This window comes from Pseudoalteromonas sp. JB197 (genome assembly GCF_002332205.1).
GTDB lineage: Bacteria > Pseudomonadota > Gammaproteobacteria > Enterobacterales > Alteromonadaceae > Pseudoalteromonas > Pseudoalteromonas nigrifaciens.
In genome coordinates this window covers 640,513-658,559 of sequence record NZ_NRGZ01000001.1, presented here as the reverse complement: position 1 = coordinate 658,559, position 18,047 = coordinate 640,513, and the positions used below count along the sequence as shown (strand labels likewise).

Annotated in this window: 16 protein-coding genes and 5 tRNA genes; 5 read left to right on the top strand and 16 right to left on the bottom strand. The window is 39.9% G+C overall.

The genetic code is table 11. The annotated features are described in order from the left end of the window. Nucleotides 1-56: 56 nt before the first annotated feature. The 8 genes from clpX to CIK86_RS03050 all read right to left on the bottom strand — a co-directional run bounded on the left by clpX (nucleotide 57) and on the right by CIK86_RS03050 (nucleotide 4,617). Nucleotides 57-1,340, bottom strand: coding sequence for an ATP-dependent protease ATP-binding subunit ClpX (clpX, locus tag CIK86_RS03085; protein WP_011328719.1), 1,284 nt, complete (start codon nucleotides 1,338-1,340; stop codon nucleotides 57-59). Nucleotides 1,341-1,472: 132 nt separating this feature from the next. Continuing rightward, nucleotides 1,473-2,090 carry an ATP-dependent Clp endopeptidase proteolytic subunit ClpP gene (gene clpP / locus CIK86_RS03080; RefSeq protein ID WP_011328720.1) on the bottom strand — a complete coding sequence of 206 codons (618 nt, stop codon included), beginning with the start codon at nucleotides 2,088-2,090 and terminating at the stop codon, nucleotides 1,473-1,475. Between the two features lie 164 nt (nucleotides 2,091-2,254). Beyond that, on the bottom strand, nucleotides 2,255-3,559 hold the full coding sequence (gene tig, locus CIK86_RS03075) for a trigger factor (protein ID WP_011328721.1): 1,305 nt from the start codon (nucleotides 3,557-3,559) through the stop codon (nucleotides 2,255-2,257). A 456-nt stretch (nucleotides 3,560-4,015) separates the two neighbouring features. After that, a tRNA-Pro gene (locus CIK86_RS03070) sits at nucleotides 4,016-4,092 on the bottom strand. A gap of 64 nt (nucleotides 4,093-4,156) precedes the next feature. Continuing rightward, a tRNA-Pro gene (locus tag CIK86_RS03065) sits at nucleotides 4,157-4,233 on the bottom strand. A 15-nt stretch (nucleotides 4,234-4,248) separates the two neighbouring features. Continuing rightward, a tRNA-His gene (locus CIK86_RS03060) sits at nucleotides 4,249-4,324 on the bottom strand. 23 nt (nucleotides 4,325-4,347) lie between these two features. Next, nucleotides 4,348-4,424 (bottom strand) — tRNA-Arg (locus tag CIK86_RS03055). A 116-nt stretch (nucleotides 4,425-4,540) separates the two neighbouring features. Continuing rightward, nucleotides 4,541-4,617, bottom strand: a tRNA-Pro gene (locus tag CIK86_RS03050). A gap of 345 nt (nucleotides 4,618-4,962) precedes the next feature. Here CIK86_RS03050 and folD point away from each other — a divergent pair. Then, nucleotides 4,963-5,817 (top strand): bifunctional methylenetetrahydrofolate dehydrogenase/methenyltetrahydrofolate cyclohydrolase FolD, encoded by an 855-nt coding sequence (gene folD, locus CIK86_RS03045; protein WP_011328722.1) that lies wholly within the window; start codon nucleotides 4,963-4,965, stop codon nucleotides 5,815-5,817. Between the two features lie 88 nt (nucleotides 5,818-5,905). Here the strand turns inward: folD and cysS are convergent, their stop codons facing one another. Continuing rightward, nucleotides 5,906-7,285, bottom strand: a complete 1,380-nt coding sequence (gene cysS, locus CIK86_RS03040) for a cysteine--tRNA ligase (RefSeq protein ID WP_086993300.1) — start codon at nucleotides 7,283-7,285, stop codon at nucleotides 5,906-5,908. A gap of 155 nt (nucleotides 7,286-7,440) precedes the next feature. On the opposite strand from cysS, the gene CIK86_RS03035 reads away from it, so the two are divergent. Further along, nucleotides 7,441-7,932, top strand: coding sequence for a peptidylprolyl isomerase (locus CIK86_RS03035; RefSeq protein WP_086993299.1), 492 nt, complete (start codon nucleotides 7,441-7,443; stop codon nucleotides 7,930-7,932). 112 nt (nucleotides 7,933-8,044) lie between these two features. Then, nucleotides 8,045-8,785, top strand: coding sequence for a UDP-2,3-diacylglucosamine diphosphatase (locus tag CIK86_RS03030; RefSeq protein ID WP_086993298.1), 741 nt, complete (start codon nucleotides 8,045-8,047; stop codon nucleotides 8,783-8,785). Nucleotides 8,786-8,803: 18 nt separating this feature from the next. Here CIK86_RS03030 and miaE read toward each other — a convergent pair whose 3' ends face one another. Then, nucleotides 8,804-9,571: a tRNA isopentenyl-2-thiomethyl-A-37 hydroxylase MiaE gene (gene miaE, locus CIK86_RS03025; RefSeq protein ID WP_011328726.1), complete on the bottom strand. Its 768-nt coding sequence runs from the start codon at nucleotides 9,569-9,571 to the stop codon at nucleotides 8,804-8,806. Nucleotides 9,572-9,795: 224 nt separating this feature from the next. Between miaE and CIK86_RS03020 the strand changes: the two genes are divergently transcribed. Further along, nucleotides 9,796-10,395, top strand: a complete 600-nt coding sequence (locus tag CIK86_RS03020) for a Yip1 family protein (protein WP_011328727.1) — start codon at nucleotides 9,796-9,798, stop codon at nucleotides 10,393-10,395. 157 nt (nucleotides 10,396-10,552) lie between these two features. Then, nucleotides 10,553-11,878, top strand: coding sequence for an IS4 family transposase (locus CIK86_RS03015; protein ID WP_096317081.1), 1,326 nt, complete (start codon nucleotides 10,553-10,555; stop codon nucleotides 11,876-11,878). A 48-nt stretch (nucleotides 11,879-11,926) separates the two neighbouring features. Here the strand turns inward: CIK86_RS03015 and purF are convergent, their stop codons facing one another. From purF to truA, 6 genes are all read right to left on the bottom strand, one after another. Next, nucleotides 11,927-13,453, bottom strand: coding sequence for an amidophosphoribosyltransferase (gene purF, locus CIK86_RS03010; RefSeq protein ID WP_011328728.1), 1,527 nt, complete (start codon nucleotides 13,451-13,453; stop codon nucleotides 11,927-11,929). Between the two features lie 18 nt (nucleotides 13,454-13,471). Next, nucleotides 13,472-13,966, bottom strand: a complete 495-nt coding sequence (locus tag CIK86_RS03005; protein ID WP_058373811.1) for a CvpA family protein — start codon at nucleotides 13,964-13,966, stop codon at nucleotides 13,472-13,474. 195 nt (nucleotides 13,967-14,161) lie between these two features. After that, nucleotides 14,162-14,791 (bottom strand): SPOR domain-containing protein, encoded by a 630-nt coding sequence (locus CIK86_RS03000; protein ID WP_041454504.1) that lies wholly within the window; start codon nucleotides 14,789-14,791, stop codon nucleotides 14,162-14,164. An 11-nt stretch (nucleotides 14,792-14,802) separates the two neighbouring features. Further along, on the bottom strand, nucleotides 14,803-16,068 hold the full coding sequence (gene folC / locus CIK86_RS02995; RefSeq protein ID WP_086998467.1) for a bifunctional tetrahydrofolate synthase/dihydrofolate synthase: 1,266 nt from the start codon (nucleotides 16,066-16,068) through the stop codon (nucleotides 14,803-14,805). 25 nt (nucleotides 16,069-16,093) lie between these two features. Beyond that, the gene (gene accD, locus CIK86_RS02990; RefSeq protein WP_011328732.1) at nucleotides 16,094-16,969 is read right to left on the bottom strand and encodes an acetyl-CoA carboxylase, carboxyltransferase subunit beta; all 876 of its coding nucleotides are present in this window, start codon (nucleotides 16,967-16,969) and stop codon (nucleotides 16,094-16,096) included. Between the two features lie 154 nt (nucleotides 16,970-17,123). Then, nucleotides 17,124-17,918, bottom strand: coding sequence for a tRNA pseudouridine(38-40) synthase TruA (truA, locus tag CIK86_RS02985; protein WP_086998470.1), 795 nt, complete (start codon nucleotides 17,916-17,918; stop codon nucleotides 17,124-17,126). Between the last annotated feature and the right edge of the window lie 129 nt (nucleotides 17,919-18,047).

Sequence of the window (18,047 nt, the reverse complement as noted above, 5' to 3'; positions counted from 1 at the left end):
ATTAATTATAAAAAAAAGGAGCCTTAGGCTCCTTTTTAAATCAAATAGCTTAAAAACTACTCAGATGCTGCTTTATCTTGATTATTATTTTCATAAATCAAAATTGGGTCTGATTCACCTTTAATTACGGTTTCATCTATAACCACTTTGCTTACATTATCCATAGAAGGTAGCTCATACATAGTATCAAGTAATACACCTTCAACGATTGAACGCAAACCACGAGCACCTGTTTTACGCTCCATTGCTTTGTGGGCAATTGCAGCTAAGGCATCATCGCGAAACTCAAGCTCAACATCTTCCATACCAAACAATACTGAAAACTGTTTAGTAATGGCGTTTTTAGGCTCACTTAAAATTTGTATTAGTGCAGCTTCATCAAGTTCAGTTAATGTAGCAACTACCGGTAAACGGCCGATAAACTCAGGGATCAAGCCGTACTTAACTAAATCCTCTGGCTCTACGTCTTTAAATGTATCACTTAAAGAGCGGCTCGCTGCAGACTCTTTAACATCAACACCAAAACCAATACCGGTATTTTTATGGCTACGTTGCTCAATCACTTTATCAAGACCTGAGAATGCGCCACCACAAATAAACAAGATTTTAGACGTATCTACTTGTAAAAACTCTTGCTGTGGGTGCTTACGGCCACCTTGTGGTGGAACCGAAGCTATGGTGCCTTCTATCAGTTTAAGTAGTGCTTGTTGCACGCCTTCGCCTGATACATCACGCGTAATTGACGGGTTGTCTGATTTACGAGAAATTTTATCAATTTCATCTATGTAAACAATACCACGTTGTGCTTTTTCTACATCGTAATCGCATTTTTGTAACAGCTTTTGAATGATGTTTTCAACATCTTCACCCACATAACCCGCTTCGGTTAATGTGGTTGCATCGGCCATAGTAAACGGCACATCTAATAAGCGTGCTAACGTTTCTGCTAGTAATGTTTTACCACTACCTGTAGGACCAATTAATAAGATATTACTTTTACTTAGTTCAATATCTTGCTTAGTCGACTGATTACGTAGGCGTTTGTAATGGTTGTATACCGCTACAGACAATACTTTTTTAGCATGGTCTTGGCCAATAACATAGTCGTCTAAGTGTTTACGAATTTCTTTTGGTACAGGTAGTTTGTCAGAGGCATCGTGCTTAGGCGCAATGTCTTTTATTTCTTCTCTGATAATATCGTTACACAACTCTACACATTCATCACAAACATATACTGAAGGGCCTGCAATTAATTTGCGTACTTCATGTTGGCTTTTGCCGCAAAAAGAACAGTATAACAATTTACTACTTTTGTCGCCGTCTGTAGGAGTGTCAGACATTCAGCTACCTCATTTTATACGTTGGCCACCAAATTGGTCGATGGCTATTTCAATACGTTTTAACTATACCAAAATTTAATTTTTTCGCATAGTAACTCAAAGTGGCAAACAGCCTAGCTGTTTGCCAAACGCTTACTTGCTAGCGCGATTTTTAAATACTGAGTCTACAATGCCGTAATCTACAGCTTGATCAGCACTCATAAAGTTATCACGATCAGTGTCTTTAGAAATCACGTCTAATGGTTGGCCTGTATGCTCAGCCATTAAGCGGTTTAGCTTGTCTTTAATAGACAGGATTTCTTTGGCATGTATTTCAAAGTCAGATGCTTGACCTTGGAAACCACCTAATGGTTGGTGGATCATTACGCGCGAGTTCGGTAGACAAAAACGTTTGCCCTTTGCCCCAGCGGTAAGTAAAAAAGCACCCATGCTAGCAGCTTGACCTACACAAATTGTACTTACATCTGGTTTAATGAAGTTCATTGTGTCGTAAATTGCCATACCCGCAGTAACCGAACCACCTGGTGAGTTTATATATAAAAAGATATCTTTATCTGGGTTTTCTGATTCTAAGAACAACATTTGCGCTAAAATCAGGTTTGCCATGTTGTCTTCAACAGGACCCGTTAAAAAGATAATACGCTCTTTTAATAATCTCGAATAAATGTCATACGAGCGCTCGCCTTTAGGTGTTTGTTCAACAACCATAGGGACCAATGCGTTTAGGGGATCTGTAATACCAATATTCATACTTATTTAATTCCTTATGCGCTTATACTTGTCCTTATTAAAGAAAAGCATAGTTATCATTTTTCGCAAATTAAGAACCACAAACTAAAATGGCCCGAGCACACTGCATAAACAGAGTAACACGAGCCATTTAATCGTTAGCAAGCACTTAAGTCAATGACTTATTAAGCACCTTGCTGTGGATTCATGATGTCGTCAAATGCTGTTTCAACGTCAGTCACAGTTGCTTTAGCTAAGATAGCCTCAACAGCTTGCTCTTCCATTGCTACATTACGCATTTGCTGCATAAGTTGATCATTCGCTTTGTAGTATTCTACTACTTCAGTTGGATCTTCGTATGCAGAAGCTACCGTTGCGATTAATGCTTCAACTTTAGCGTCGTCAACTTTAATCTCGTTAGCTTTAATCACTTCACCTAATAAAAGGCCAGTTTTAACACGTGTTACTGCTTGCTCATGGAACAATTCAGCAGGAAGCTCAGGCATGTTTTGCGCATCGCCACCAAAACGTTGAGCAGCTTGCTGACGTAATGCGTCAACTTCTTGATCAACTAGTGCTTTAGGCACTTCAATTTCGTTGTTCGCTAAAAGACCTTTAATAGCTTGATCTTTAACGTTAGCTTTAACCGCTTGGTCTAGCTCACGTGTCATGTTCTTTTTAACTTCAACTTTAAGCGCGTCAACACCACCTTCGGTAACACCGAATTTAGTTGCAAATTCTTCGCTTAATTCAGGTAACTCTTGCGCTTCAACTTTTTTCACTGTGATAGTGAATTGAGCCGCTTTACCTTTTAAGTTTTCAGCATGGTAATCATCAGGGAAAGTTACGTCAGCAATTGCTTCTTCGCCTGCTTTTTTACCTACGATATTATCTTCAAAACCTGGGATCATACGACCTTGGCCAAGTTCTAATGGGAAGTCTTCAGCTTTGCCGCCTTCAAATACTTCACCGTCGATAGTACCTACAAAATCAACCGTTACACGGTCGTTTTCGCCAGCAGCTGTATCAACTTCAGCCCAGTCTGCGTGTTGCTTACGAAGTGTTTCTAGCATGTTAGCTAAATCTTCGTCAGTTACTGTTACGGCTGGTTTTTCAACTGTAATTTTGTCTAAACCTTGAACTTCAACTTCAGGGTAAACTTCAAACGTAGCCGAAAACTCTAAATCTTTACCAGCTTCAAGTGCTTTTGGAGCAAATGTTGGTGCGCCAGCTGGGTTAATTTTTTCTGAAACAATTGCTTCATAGAAATTACGTTGCATTACTTCGCCAGCAACTTCTTGACGAACTGCTGGTCCAAAACGCTTGTTAATTACTGATGCTGGAACTTTACCAGCACGGAAGCCATCAATACGCTGCGTTTTTGACAGTTGTTGTAAGCGTTTTTTTACTTCATTCTCAACGTTCTCTGCAGGAACGGTGATGGTCAGACGGCGCTCAAGGCCTTGGGTCGTCTCAACAGAAACTTGCATGATTTACCTCAATCTTCAATTTTGGCGACTGTTCGCCTTCTTTACACACAAAGTCATCTTTAGGAGTCTTGATAAAATTTAAACCTTTGTGGCTTAAAAACATTCGTCGCTACCACCAGATACCATTGCTGCTCTGCCCTGCGGGCACTATATTAAAATAATAGACGCGGCATTATAACGTAATATTGATGATAGTCGAGTGTAGGAAACAATTTTTTGAAGCACAATTGTGTTATTAGTAATCAAGCGAATAAAAAACAGGCTAATTTAGCAGCTAATCAAAAGTATAAAGTTATAGTTTATAAGTTCTAAAATAGTTTATTAGTGAATTTTTATTATTTATTTTCGAATATTAACAATCTCTGCTTTAACAAAGTGCTCGATAATACTGATTTTGAAGTGAGTAGTGCGTGTAATATCAAAACCATTTTCATTTATTATTGTTAATAAAGAAAATGGTCGGCGATGCAGGATTTGAACCTGCGACCCCTTGGACCCAAACCAAGTGCGCTACCAAACTGCGCTAATCGCCGATATATTTTTTATACTTAACTTTTGAATACTTAAACTTTGTATTTAAGACCATTTATAAGAAAATGGTCGGCGATGCAGGATTTGAACCTGCGACCCCTTGGACCCAAACCAAGTGCGCTACCAAACTGCGCTAATCGCCGATACTCTTTGTAAATTGGGGTGACTGATGGGGCTCGAACCCACGACAACCGGAATCACAATCCGGGGCTCTACCAACTGAGCTACAATCACCACGGCATTTACTTGTTTTCAAATGGTGCACCCAGAAGGATTCGAACCTTCGACCCACGCCTTAGAAGGGCGTTGCTCTATCCAGCTGAGCTATGGGCGCATCGAAAACTTCATAGTTTACCAATAAGCTAATTACGTAAGTACAATGGCTTTGTGCAAATGTACTATTGCATTAATACCCAAATAATATCCACTTAGCTTAATTACTTAAGAAAGTGGTCGGCGATGCAGGATTTGAACCTGCGACCCCTTGGACCCAAACCAAGTGCGCTACCAAACTGCGCTAATCGCCGATGCTTATAATTGTTAGCGAGTGACCTCGTTGACAACGGGGTGCATAATAGTGATTTGGCTGGGTTAGGTCAAACGTTTTTTTAAGAAAACAATTCAATTGCTCACTTTTAGTTCATAATAGCCAGAATAACCTAATAGCCGGCTGAAATTTAGACTATTTTGTATAATCAAATACGCTATTAGCTAAAAGCAACTTGGCGCTTTAGTGCTTTTCTGCGAAAATAGTAAACATATTAAAAATGGATTTAATAAAGTAAGTATTTCTTTATTACATTACCCCTATTTTTTGTATATCCATTTTAAGTATCTGTATCAAGTTAATTAACCCTAATTAAAGGTCACCCATGACGGCAAACATCATTGATGGTAAAGCAATAGCAAAACAAGTACGTAGCGCAGTTGCACAACGCGTTTCAGAGCGAGTAGCACAAAACCTTCGTGCGCCCGGTCTTGCAGTAGTGCTTGTAGGACTCGACCCTGCGAGTCAGGTTTATGTTGGCTCAAAACGTAAAGCCTGTGAAGAAGTTGGTTTTATCTCTAAATCTTTTGATTTACCAGCAAATACCACTGAGCAAACACTATTAGAGTTAATTGATGAATTAAACAACGATCAAGAAATTGACGGTATTTTAGTACAACTCCCTTTACCTGAAGGTCTTGATGTAGAAAAGATTCTTGAACGTATTACCCCGCATAAAGATGTAGATGGTTTTCATCCTTACAATATAGGCCGACTAGCCCAACGTATGCCAGCCCTTCGTCCTTGTACACCAAAAGGTATTATTACCTTACTTGACTCAACGGGTGTGCGTTATAAAGGATTGCATGCTGTGGTTGTAGGTGCATCTAATATTGTAGGGCGTCCTATGGCACTAGAGCTATTGTTAGCTGGTTGCACTACCACTGTTTGTCATAAGTTTACACAAGACTTAGAAACCCATGTTCGTCGGGCCGATTTATTAGTGGTTGCAGTTGGTAAACCTGAATTTATTCCTGGTGACTGGGTTAAAGAAGGTGCGATTGTTATTGATGTAGGTATTAACCGCTTAGATAGCGGTAAGTTAGTGGGTGATGTTGAATATAGTGTTGCTGAGCAAAAAGCTGACTTTATTACCCCTGTACCTGGTGGTGTAGGCCCTATGACAGTGGCAAGCTTGATTGAAAACACCCTCGAAGCGTGTGAAAAATATCATAGCTAAGCGCTAACAGAATCAAAAAAGGGTTGCCACTTGGCAACCCTTTTTAATGCAACTAATAAAGTTAGTTATTATTTTTGAAATAAACCAATTACGCTTTACGCCAAGTGGTTTTACCGGCTGAATCTTCTAGTATTACGCCTAACGCACTAAGTGCATCGCGCGCTTCATCAGCAGCAGCCCAGTTTTTACTAGCACGCGCATCGTTACGCTTAACTATTAGCGCTTCAATTTGTGCTACTTCATCATCGTCTTGCCCACCTTGTAAAAAGGCTTCTGGGTCCTGCTGAGCAACACCTAGCACTTCGCTTATGCTACCTAGTATAAATGCTAACTGCCCTGCTTGCTGGCTATCAATATCTTTTACGCGGTTTAGCTCTTTAGCTAGCTCAAACAACACAGGTAATGCTTCTGGTGTATTAAAGTCATCATCCATCGCCTTTCTAAACTTAATAACATACTCGTTGTCATCAAGCTCACACGCTACCGGTTCAACCCCACGAAGTGCTGTATAAATACGTTCAAGTGATGAGCGAGCTTGATCTAAATTTTCTTGCGAATAATTTAGCTGGCTGCGGTAATGGCCCGAGATTAAAAAGTAACGTACTGATTCTGCATCGTACTGTTTTAACACTTCACGCACAGTAAAAAAGTTATCTAACGATTTAGACATTTTTTCTTTATTTACTTGCACCATACCCGTGTGGATCCAAGTATTTACATACTTGCCATTATTTGCACAGCACGATTGTGCAATTTCGTTTTCGTGATGCGGAAACTGTAAGTCAGAACCCCCACCATGAATATCAAAATGCTCACCCAAATGCTTTGAGCTCATAGCAGAACATTCAATATGCCAACCTGGACGCCCTTCGCCCCATGGAGATGACCATGATGGCTCACCCGCTTTGGCTTTTTTCCACAATACAAAATCAAGCGGATCGTCTTTATCCTGAGCAACCTCAACACGCGATCCTGATTGCAGCATGGTTAAATCTTGCTGCGATAATGCGCCGTACTGCTCAAAGGTAGAAACATCAAACAATACATCGCCATCGGCAGCAACATAAGCATGGCCTTTGGTAATTAAGCGCTCAACCATTTCAATAATTTCATCCATGTGCGCAGTTACTGTTGGTTCAACATCGGGGCGTAACATGTTTAAACTATCAAAATCTTCATGCATGGCTTTCGTCATGCGCACAGTTAAGTCGTTTATTGACTCGCCATTTTCGTTAGCGCGTTTAATTATTTTGTCATCAACATCGGTAATATTACGCACATATTTTAAATCGTAACCAATGTGGCGAAGGTAGCGAACAATCACATCGAAGCCAACAAAGGTACGCGCATGCCCAATATGACAGTAATCATAAATGGTGATACCACACACATACATGTCGATTTTGCCTTCGACCATTGGTTTAAATTGCTCTTTTTGTCGCGTTAGTGTGTTGTATATATTAACCATTTACTTTGAGTCCTTGACTATTAACTTGAACAGCTATGTTACCACTTGAAAAGCCCCTGCTCTAGCGCTTTATAACAAAGCAAACATCTACTTTGTTAATCTTAGCTAACTGAGATAAAATAGCGCGACTATTTAAACCAGATACAGGAAACCTCATGGTTGTTCTACACACTAATTTTGGTGACATCACCATTAAAATGTTTGCTCAAGAAGCTCCAAACACAGTTCAAAACTTTTTAGAGTATGCAAATGCTGGCTTTTTCAACGGCACTATCTTTCATCGTGTAATCGATGGTTTTATGGTTCAAGGCGGTGGTTTTATCCCTGGTATGGATCAAAAAGAAGTAAATGATCCAATTAAAAATGAAGCTAACAATGGCCTATCAAATAAAGTAGGTACTTTAGCAATGGCACGTACGCCTGATCCTCATTCAGCTACAGCGCAATTTTTCATTAACGTTAACGACAACGATTTTTTAAACCACAGCAGCGAAACGTCGCAAGGCTGGGGTTACTGTGTATTTGCTGAAGTTGTTGAAGGCATGGACATAGTTAATAAAATTAAAGGCGTAGCAACTGGTAGCAACGGCTTTCATCAAGACGTACCACTTGAAGATGTAATTATCGAAAGCGTTACTGTTAACTAATAGCGTTTACTCACATTATGTGAGTATATAAGCGGGTATTAATATAAATTAAGTTTAAATATTTACTTAATTTATATAAGCCCGCTTTTATTTTATCTAAAAAGATTCATCTATGACTCGCAAAACTTATTTTATTGCCGATTTACATCTAAGTGAAAACCGCCCTGATATTAGCGCGGCATTTTTTAGCTTTTTAAATACGCACATACTTAATCAAGATGTAGATGCACTGTACATTTTAGGTGATTTTTTTGAAGTATGGGTTGGCGATGATTACATTACAACGCTGAGCGCTAATGTAGCAAAGCATTTAAAAGCAGTCAGTGATGGCGGTACACCGGTTTATTTTATTCATGGTAATCGCGACTTTATTATGCGCGACAAGTATGCCGCAATGGCAGGCATGACCTTACTTGATGAGCAAACCGTAATAGATTTATACGGTACACCAACGGTTATTTTACATGGCGATGAAATGTGTACTCAAGATATAGAGTACCAAAAGTTTCGTCGTAAAAGCCGTGGATGGTGGTGGCCAAAACTAATGTTGGCTATGCCACTATGGTATCGTAAAAAAATAGCCCGTAATGCACGTGAAAAAAGTAAACTTAGCCAAGCCAATAAACCCCTTGAAATACTCGATGTGGTTGATGACGCGGTACTCGCTACTTTTGCTAAGCACCAAGTCACTAATATGATCCACGGCCATACTCATCGCCCTAATGTGCATACTTACACAGTAAACCAAGAAACTTTAACGCGTACGGTATTAGGTGACTGGTACACCCAAGGCTCTTATTTAGTGGTTACACCACAAGCTCAAAAGTTAATTAGCACTCCTTTTAAGGCGTAAAATGAGTGCTACAAAAGGTTAGTTTTTTAATGCAGGAATACCGCTATGAAATTTAAAGTCGGTATCGGGCGTTGCAATGAGCTCACGTTCTTTTTCTGCAAAAAACTGCACTCGCTCGGTAATATCAAAGTCGGCAATTTCTTGCGCCAGCGTTAAATAATCTTGATAATGTCGCGCTTCAGAGCGCAATAGCGATATATAAAAGTCACCTAAACGTTTATCTACATGCGGAGCAAGCTTAGCAAAACGCTCACACGATCGCGCCTCAATGTAAGCACCCACTATAAGCTTATCGACCAGAGCATCTGGCTCAAAGGTTTTCACATTGCGCAGCATACCTTTAGCATAACGACATGGGGTAATACTTCTATATTCAACACCGTACTCGTCCATAATTTCTAATACTTGATAAAAATGATGCAACTCTTCTTTTATTAGCATCACCATTTTATCGATTAACTCTTGCCCATACGGCGAGTTAGATTTAGGAATAATAGCCTTGGTAAGCTTGTTTTTAGCCGCTAAGTCACGCCAATTACCTTCACGTTTATAAATTAATGTTTCAAACGGTTTTAGCCACTCAAGCAGAGCGTCGCTACTTTCTTTATCCACCGCATACTTACGAATTAAAAACATCGCTGATTGCGCTGCCTTTAATTCACATATCAAATGGTCGATTAATATAATCGATAAATTTTCTTTTTTTATCGCTTCATCAACCCACTGCTGTGGGGTTTCGCATTTTAAAAAACTTAAAATTGGCGCTAATAATTGTTGCGTAGACACTTTTTGCATATCTCAGTATAACTTTAAACTTAATAACGATTTTACCATGAAACCTTTTTAAAAGATCACCACGACCTACTTTTACATGGGTATCATTTATAATTACAAAATGTTAATACAATGTTGCCTTGACTTTGTATTGCAAGTGAACCATAACTGTATAGTGACTGTATAAAAATAAAACAGTAAAAAAACTAATAAGTTACTTTTATGGAGTAAACACTATGATACTAAACCACCTATGGGGGCTTTACGCTCACCCACTTGAAGAATGGCAAACAATTGATAACCGCCATGAAAGCCTAACTTATAGCCTCTCGCATATTGTGTTGATAGCGCTGTTTCCCTCGGTTATGGGGTACTATTCATCGGTATATTTAGGATGGAGTATAGGTACAGGAAACCCCGTATTTTTAACCCATGACAGTGCACTACTTATTGCAATTGCAATGTATGTGGCGCTAATTGCGGGTATATTTGCTTTGGCTTATTTAGCCCACTGGATGGGAGTAACCTTTGGTGCTCAGCCCACTTTCACTCAAGCTCTCGAACTAGCAGCTTATACTGCAACCCCGGTGTTTATGTCGGCACTAGCTGCTTTTTTACCACATTTATGGTTTGTGGTGTGCGTAGGCATGGTTGCTTTGGCTTACTCGGTGTACTTACTTTATACCGGTGTGCCAATATTAATGCATATACCAGAAGAACGAGGCTTTATTTACGCAAGCTCTGTAGTAACTTGTGGCTTAATTTTACTGGTTATTATTTTAGCGGTTACCGCTATGCTATGGACTAATGGAATAGTGAGCCCCATGTTTACATAAGCACTGCACCGCGTTGGAGTAAAAGTATTTGTGCTTTTTTGCACAAAAAAAAGGAGCTAATTAGCTTAATGCCGATCAGTTAAGGTTAATTGATCGGTTGACCGATCTAAATGATCGTGAATAATCCGTAATTAGTTTCGCTAATTACGGATTTTTTATGGATATTCAAACAGCTCTTTCGACCACTTTCTCATCTGCCGAGGAATTTACAGCGCTTGATAACTTATCTGGCATCTTAGATCCCGAATTACTTAACCAAGCTTTTGAAAAATCGGGTGTCGCCACCGTTCGTAAACGTCGCTTACCACTCGATGCTGTCGTTTGGTCTGTGATTGGTATGAGTTTATTTCGTCATGAATCTGTTTGGGATATAGCCTCTAAAATGGACATCGCCTTACCAGGTAAAGGGAAACTAGTTGCCCCTAGTGCCATGGTTCAAGCGAGACAACGTTTAGGTGAAGGTGCTGTCGAGCAGGTCTTCAAGATGATGGCGTCACGGCATTATAACCATGCCCACTTTGATACATTTTGTGGCTTAAATCTATTAGCTGTTGATGGGGTTGTCTTTCGTACACATGATACGCCAGAGAATAAAGACGTATTTGGGTGTGGCTCAACCCAGTATGGTGAAAATACCTATCCTCAAATTCGGATGGTATGCCACATGGAGCTAACGAGTCATCAACTCATTAATTGTGCTTTTAACGGGCAGCATCAAGGGGAAATGACACTCGCTGAAGAGCTCATTGAAGGCACACCGGATAATTCATTAACCTTATTTGATCGCGGTTATTATTCATTAGGGCTTTTGCATCGTTGGCATCAAGCAGGGACTGAAAGACACTGGATGATACCTGTCAGAAAAGGCTTAACGGTTGATACCATAAAGAAAATGAGTAAAAATGACCAGTTAGTGCGTCTTAAAACATCGCCCCAAGCGCGAAAAAAGTTTACTGACTTGCCAGAGTTTATAGAAGCTCGGCTGCTTACTTACACGCATAATAATAAGCAGTATCAGATTCTTACATCAATGCTTGATGTAATGCGTTACCCATCAAAAGAAATAGCTGATTTGTACATGCATCGATGGGAAATAGAAATAGGATATCGAGAAATAAAACAAACGATGCTGCACTCAAACTATATCCTACGCTCAAAAAGGCCGGATATGATAAGGCAAGAGTTGTGGGGGTTACTAATTGCCTACAATATTATAAGAATAGCCATGCGTGAGGCCGCAGAGTTACTGGAAGTATGGCCAAATCAACTGAGTTTTTCTCATTGTTCAAGGCATATCAACGTATTTCTGTTAACTATCCCACTGACCAGTCCGGGAAATTTACCAAAACACTATGAGCATTTATTAGAAACGCTGACGCTATTTCAGTTACCGACAAGGCGTCATGAGCGCCGCTTTCCACGATGTGTGAAAAAGAAACCATCTAAATATCCGTATAAAAAAAAGCCAGTCAGTGTTAACTGACTGGCATTAAGCTAATTAGCTCCTTTTTTATTTAAATATTTTTAACGATTAGTCTGATTCGTTTTCATCTTGATTATGAATTTCTAACCCTGAAGACATCGCATTTTCGCGAGTACTTTTTGCAGAGTCATTACGCATTTTATCAATACGATTTAAGTAGTCTTGATCAATATCACCAGTTATATATTGGCCATCGAATACTGATGTTTCAAATTTAGTGATTTCAGGGTTTTCTTTGCCAACCGCTGCAATCAAATCTTTTAATGACTGAAAAATCAAACCGTCAGAACCAATACTTGCATTAATATCTTCCACTTCACGGCCATGAGCAATCAGCTCGGCTGCAGATGGCATATCAATACCGTACACATTAGGAAAACGTATTTCAGGAGCAGCTGATGCAAAATAAACATTTTTAGCACCCGACTCTCTAGCCATTTCAACTATTTGCGCTGAGGTAGTACCACGCACAATTGAGTCATCAACCAGTAATACGTTTTTACCTTTAAACTCACGATCTATGGCATTTAACTTTTGACGCACCGATTTTTTACGTAACTCTTGGCCTGGCATAATAAATGTGCGGCCAATGTAACGGTTTTTAACAAAACCTTGGCGGTAAGGTAAATCAAGAACACGGGCTATTTCGAGCGCAATATCACACGATGTTTCAGGAATAGGAATAACCACATCAATGTCTTTATCAGCCCACTCACGTGCTATTTTTTCACCCAATTTAGTTCCCATATTTACCCGTGCTGCATAAACAGACATACGGTCAATGGTTGAATCGGGGCGAGCAAAATAGACAAACTCAAAAATACATGGTGAATAAGATACTTTATCTGCACAGCTTAACGAGTGAAATTCACCGTTTTCGGTTACATAAATAGCTTCACCTGGTGCTACATCACGAATAAATTCAAAACCATCTTGTTTTAGTGCAACACTTTCTGAAGCAAACATGTATTCGGTGCCTTTTGCGCTTTCGCGTTTACCAAATACCAATGGACGAATACCATTAGGGTCACGAAACGCCACCACACCGTGGCCAATAATCATCGCGATAGCAGCATAGCCGCCATTCACTTTGTTATTTACTTCGGTAATAGCGGTAAAAATATCTTCTGCGCCAAGCTGTAGCTTGTTTGATTTACTTAACTCATGCGCAAGAATATTAAGCAATATTTCTGAGTCAGAGGTGGTGTTTACATGGCGTCGTGCTTCTGAAAACAATTGCTCTTTTAACTCTTCTGCATTCGTTAGGTTGCCATTATGTGCTAATGCAATACCAAAAGGAGAGTTTACATAAAATGGCTGCGCTTCTGATGAGCTTGACGAGCCTGCTGTTGGGTAACGAACATGGCCTATGCCAATTGTTCCCTGCAATCGTTTCATATGGCGAGTGTGAAATACATCTCTCACTAAACCATTTGCTTTGCGTAAGCTAAACGTATTGTTGTCAATGGTAATAATACCCGCGGCGTCTTGGCCGCGATGCTGCAAAACAGTTAAGCCATCATAAATCGCCTGATTAACTGGCGATGTTCCGACTATTCCAACGATACCACACATGTAATTTATCCTCGCCGATTAACGGTTTACTGAATTTAAAAAGCTTGAGTTGTTTTCAAGGTATGAAAAAAACCATTCAACAACAAAGCCAAATTCCGGAATCAAAATAGAGTTGCCCCACCAATGCGTACTAGGCGCACCTGTAAAAGCATCAAGAAAGAAGAGTAACGCGCTCACGACCAACACGCCTCGAAGAGCACCAAACACTATGCCAAAAACACGGTCGGTGCCTGATAAACCAGTACGCTGTACTAATTCACCTAAAATGTAGTTTAGTAAACCGCCCAACAATAGCGTCACAAAGAATAATATGGCTATGGCCGCTGCATTTCTTAAAAGGGGTTCAGAAATGGTAGTTAGGAAGGAAGCTAAATATTGATAGAACAAGCTAGAGATGATAAAAGCGCCAGCCCATACAGCTAATGACATAGCTTCTTTAACAAAGCCGCGTATTAAACCGATGACGGTAGATAGTGCAATAATGCCAAGAATGGCGTAATCAACCCAGATCATAAGAACCAATTAGTCGCTAATTTGGGGCGCATTCTATACCTAAACATCGTTAATATGCAAGTTTAAGCGGGAGATAACTGGTTGCCCAAAACAGTAAATTTTAACCTTAATTAAAATAGTTTTGACCAACATATGAGAAGTGTAATACGACTAATAAAAACACCTAACCTTGCACACAAGGCTAGGTGCAATACGTTACTTGGTTACTTCAAATTGCGTTATTTTACCATTGAGCTTAGTTAGCTCTTTAAGTGCTGGTAATTGCTTTTGTAACTCATTTTTATTAAGCGATGGGCCAACAAATACTTTAGTTAATGTACCGTTTGGCGTTTTTACTGGCTTAGTAAAGGTTTTGAACCCTTTAGCTTGCAGCTTTGCTTGCAGCGCTTTTACGTTTGCGGCATGAGAAAAACTACCTAATTGAATGACATAAGCCATGCTGGTTAGGTTCTCATTGTTTTGGCGTGGCTTGATTGATTGTACCGGCGCAGCTGCTTGTGGTTGAGCTTTAGGTGCTATTACCGCCTCTACCAGTTTAGCTTCTGATGTATAGTCACTTTGAGCAATGTTAGCTTGTTGTTCAAAAGCGATATCATCTGCTTGAATGTCTTCTATCTCATCTTGTTGCAACGAGTCTGCCCCGGCTACGTTTTCATCAATTTCTTGCTGCAGATCGATTGTTTTGAACTCAGAGCGTTCTGGAATCGCTTTAAAGCCTTCTTTATAGTGCACTTTTTCACCATCAAGTATGTTAGGTATAAACACAATTGCTGCTATTACCACGATACTTGTTCCGACTAAGCGATTTATAAAACTTGAGTTCACCGATATTCTCTCTATTTTTTAAAGTAATCAATAGCGCCAGCAACGGTAAAAAATGAACCAAAAACAATCAAAACTGTGTCGTTTTGTTGTGTTGGCAAAATTACATCGAGTGCTGCTGCTACGCTATTATAACTATGCTTAATATCATTATGCGGTATGCTTTGTAGCGCATTTTGTAAGTTGCTAGCGCTATCACCACGAGGGCCATTTAAACTCGCTAACGACCATTGATCAACTAAATGGCTTACTTCTTTAAGCACACCTGCTTTATCTTTATCGGCAAGCATAGCGACTAATGCATGAATTTTAAAGCCTTTATCTTTGTAGCTTAGTAATTTACTTGCTAAATATCGAGCCGATTCAGGATTATGCGCTACATCGGTATATACCAAGGGTTGGTCGCTTAACTGCTCAAAACGCCCTTCCACAACCAGGTTTGCTAAACAGGCTTTGATCACCGACTCACTCGGGAGTAAATTTAACACACTTAACGTGGTTAACGCTGTTGCTGCATTTTGACTAGGAATTGCTGGTTTAGCTAATTCAAGGTTGTACTGTTGGTATTGCCAGCTAAAGGTATCTGCGTGTTCTTTAAATATAAAGTCACTCCCTGATAAAACCATCTTGGCATTTATTTCATCGCCATAATCAGTCATGGTATGGGGAATATTTAAATCGCCAATAATAGCCGGCGTATTTTCACGAAAAATACCCGCTTTGTCATAAGCAACGAGTTCGCGCGTATCACCTAAGTATTCTTTGTGATCTAAATCGATAGTGGTAATAACACTCGCAAAAGGCGTAACAATATTAGTGGCGTCATAACGCCCGCCTAAACCTACCTCTAAGAGTACGTAGTCAACCTCACAGCGCTTAAAAATTGCCAGCGCAGCCAAGGTGCCATATTCAAAATAAGTGAGTGCGGTATCTTTGCGCCCTTGTTCTAGTAAATGAAAGGCATCAACATGATACTGGTCGCTAAGCTCTTGCCCATTTACCCGTACACGTTCGTTATAGTGCGTTAAATGTGGTGAAGCATACGTACCTACGCTAAGGCCTTGCGCTAAAAGTAACGACTCTAGGCAGCGTGCTGTGGTGCCTTTACCATTGGTACCGGCAATCAAAATAATTTTACTTGAGGTGTTTAATAGCCCAATGTTATTAGCAACACTGGCAACGCGTTCTAGCCCCATTGCAATATTTGCAGGGTGAACACTTTCTAAATAAAAAAGCCAATCATCAAGGCTTGATGATTGGCTAGGAATTGTTTTTGTCATAGCGTTAGATCAATAAAGCTTAAATTTACGCTACTCTATGCTCTTGCTCAGTAGAAGGCAAGTTCATAAACTTAGCCAAAATGCGTGCCAATGTATCGCGCATTTCACGACGGTCAATAATCATGTCTATTGCACCGTGTTCAAGCAAGAATTCACTACGCTGAAAACCTTCAGGGAGTGTTTCACGCACTGTCTGCTCAATAACACGCGGCCCTGCAAAACCAATTAATGCTTTTGGCTCGCCTACGTTAATGTCGCCCAACATAGCAAGCGATGCAGAAACACCGCCCATTGTTGGATCAGTCATAACTGAAATAAATGGTAAGCCTTTTTCTGTCATTTTAGCAAGCGCGGCACTGGTTTTAGCCATTTGCATTAATGAAATAAGTGCTTCTTGCATACGTGCGCCGCCAGATGCCGAAAAACAAATAAGTGGCATATTATGCTCTAAGCATTGATCAACAGCGTCAACAAAACGTGCACCTACTACCGATGCCATTGAACCGCCCATAAATGAGAATTCAAATGCTACAGCAGCTACAGGAATACCTTTTAAATGTCCCTTCATTGCCACAAGCGCGTCTTTTTCACCACTTGATTTTTGCGCCGCTGTAATACGGTCAGAGTATTTTTTTGAGTCTCTAAATTTAAGCACATCTTTAGGTTCGTGCTGTGTACCAAGTTCTACACGGTCACCTTCATCTAAAAAATACTCAAGGCGCTTACGCCCACTAATACGCATATGATGATCGCACTTAGGACATACATTCAATGCTTTTTCTAATTCGGCTTTATACAAAATAGAATCACACGATGTACACTTAGCCCAAACACCTTCTGGAATTTCTTTACGACCTGATGCTTTTGTCGTTTTAGGTAAGATTTTTTCTAGCCAACTCATTTGCAACTCTCTTAATGCTGTTCTGTGTCGCGAGCTTGCATGCTTATCATGCAAACAAATTTTCTCAATTAAAACATGAATTACACTAACACGGTATCAAAAACTGGTCTTAGTAGTTGCCAGCGCTTAGATTAAACAGTTAAAAACCACCTAATTAAATACTAATATCTGGTAAAAACAAAGGTCCTAATGGCGTTTTAGGTATGTTAAATTGTTCAGGATAATCAACATCTACCAGGTATAAACCGGCAGCTTTAGCGGTTGCACTTGCCTTTGCTCGCTCTTTTAAATCTAGCAATTCTTTTAGCCAAACAGGTTGTTGTTTATGTAAGCCTATATCCATTAAACAACCCGTTATATTACGTACCATATGATGTAAAAAAGCATTGGCTTTAATATCTATAATAACGTAAGTGCCTTGGCGCTGTACCGATAAATGCTGAATTGTTCTAATAGCAGTATTTGCTTGGCAGTGAATAGCGCGGAACGACGTAAAGTCGTATTTACCTATTAAATACTGACACGCTTCTTGCATTTTAGTTTCATCAAGCGTGTGATGAAAGTGCGTAACACCTTCGTTTAATACCGCACCACGAAGTGGGTTATTATAAATAACATAACGATAACGGCGTGCTGTAGCACTAAAACGAGCATGAAAATCATCAGCCACTGGCTGAGCAAAACGAATAGCAATATCTTTTGGCAACAATGTATTCATGCCTAAAGTAAATGCCACCATATCGCGTGGTGCATCTGTATCAAAGTGCACAACTTGCCCGGTACCATGCACACCGGCATCGGTACGCCCTGCGCATACAATTGCAACCGGATGATTACAAATACGCGATAACGCTGTTTCTACTTCTTGTTGTACGCTGTTTACGTGTGATTGTCGTTGCCAACCACTATAGCGTGCGCCGTTGTATTCAACTCCAAGTGCTACTCGCATAATTACTGCTTTACCTACTGTGCTAATGAACGGGGCATTTTATGCTATCTAGCGATGCAATAAAAGCAGCTGCGCTATAATCAAACCTATCCCGATTAAAAAAGCCCGTAATTAGTAAAATTACGGGCT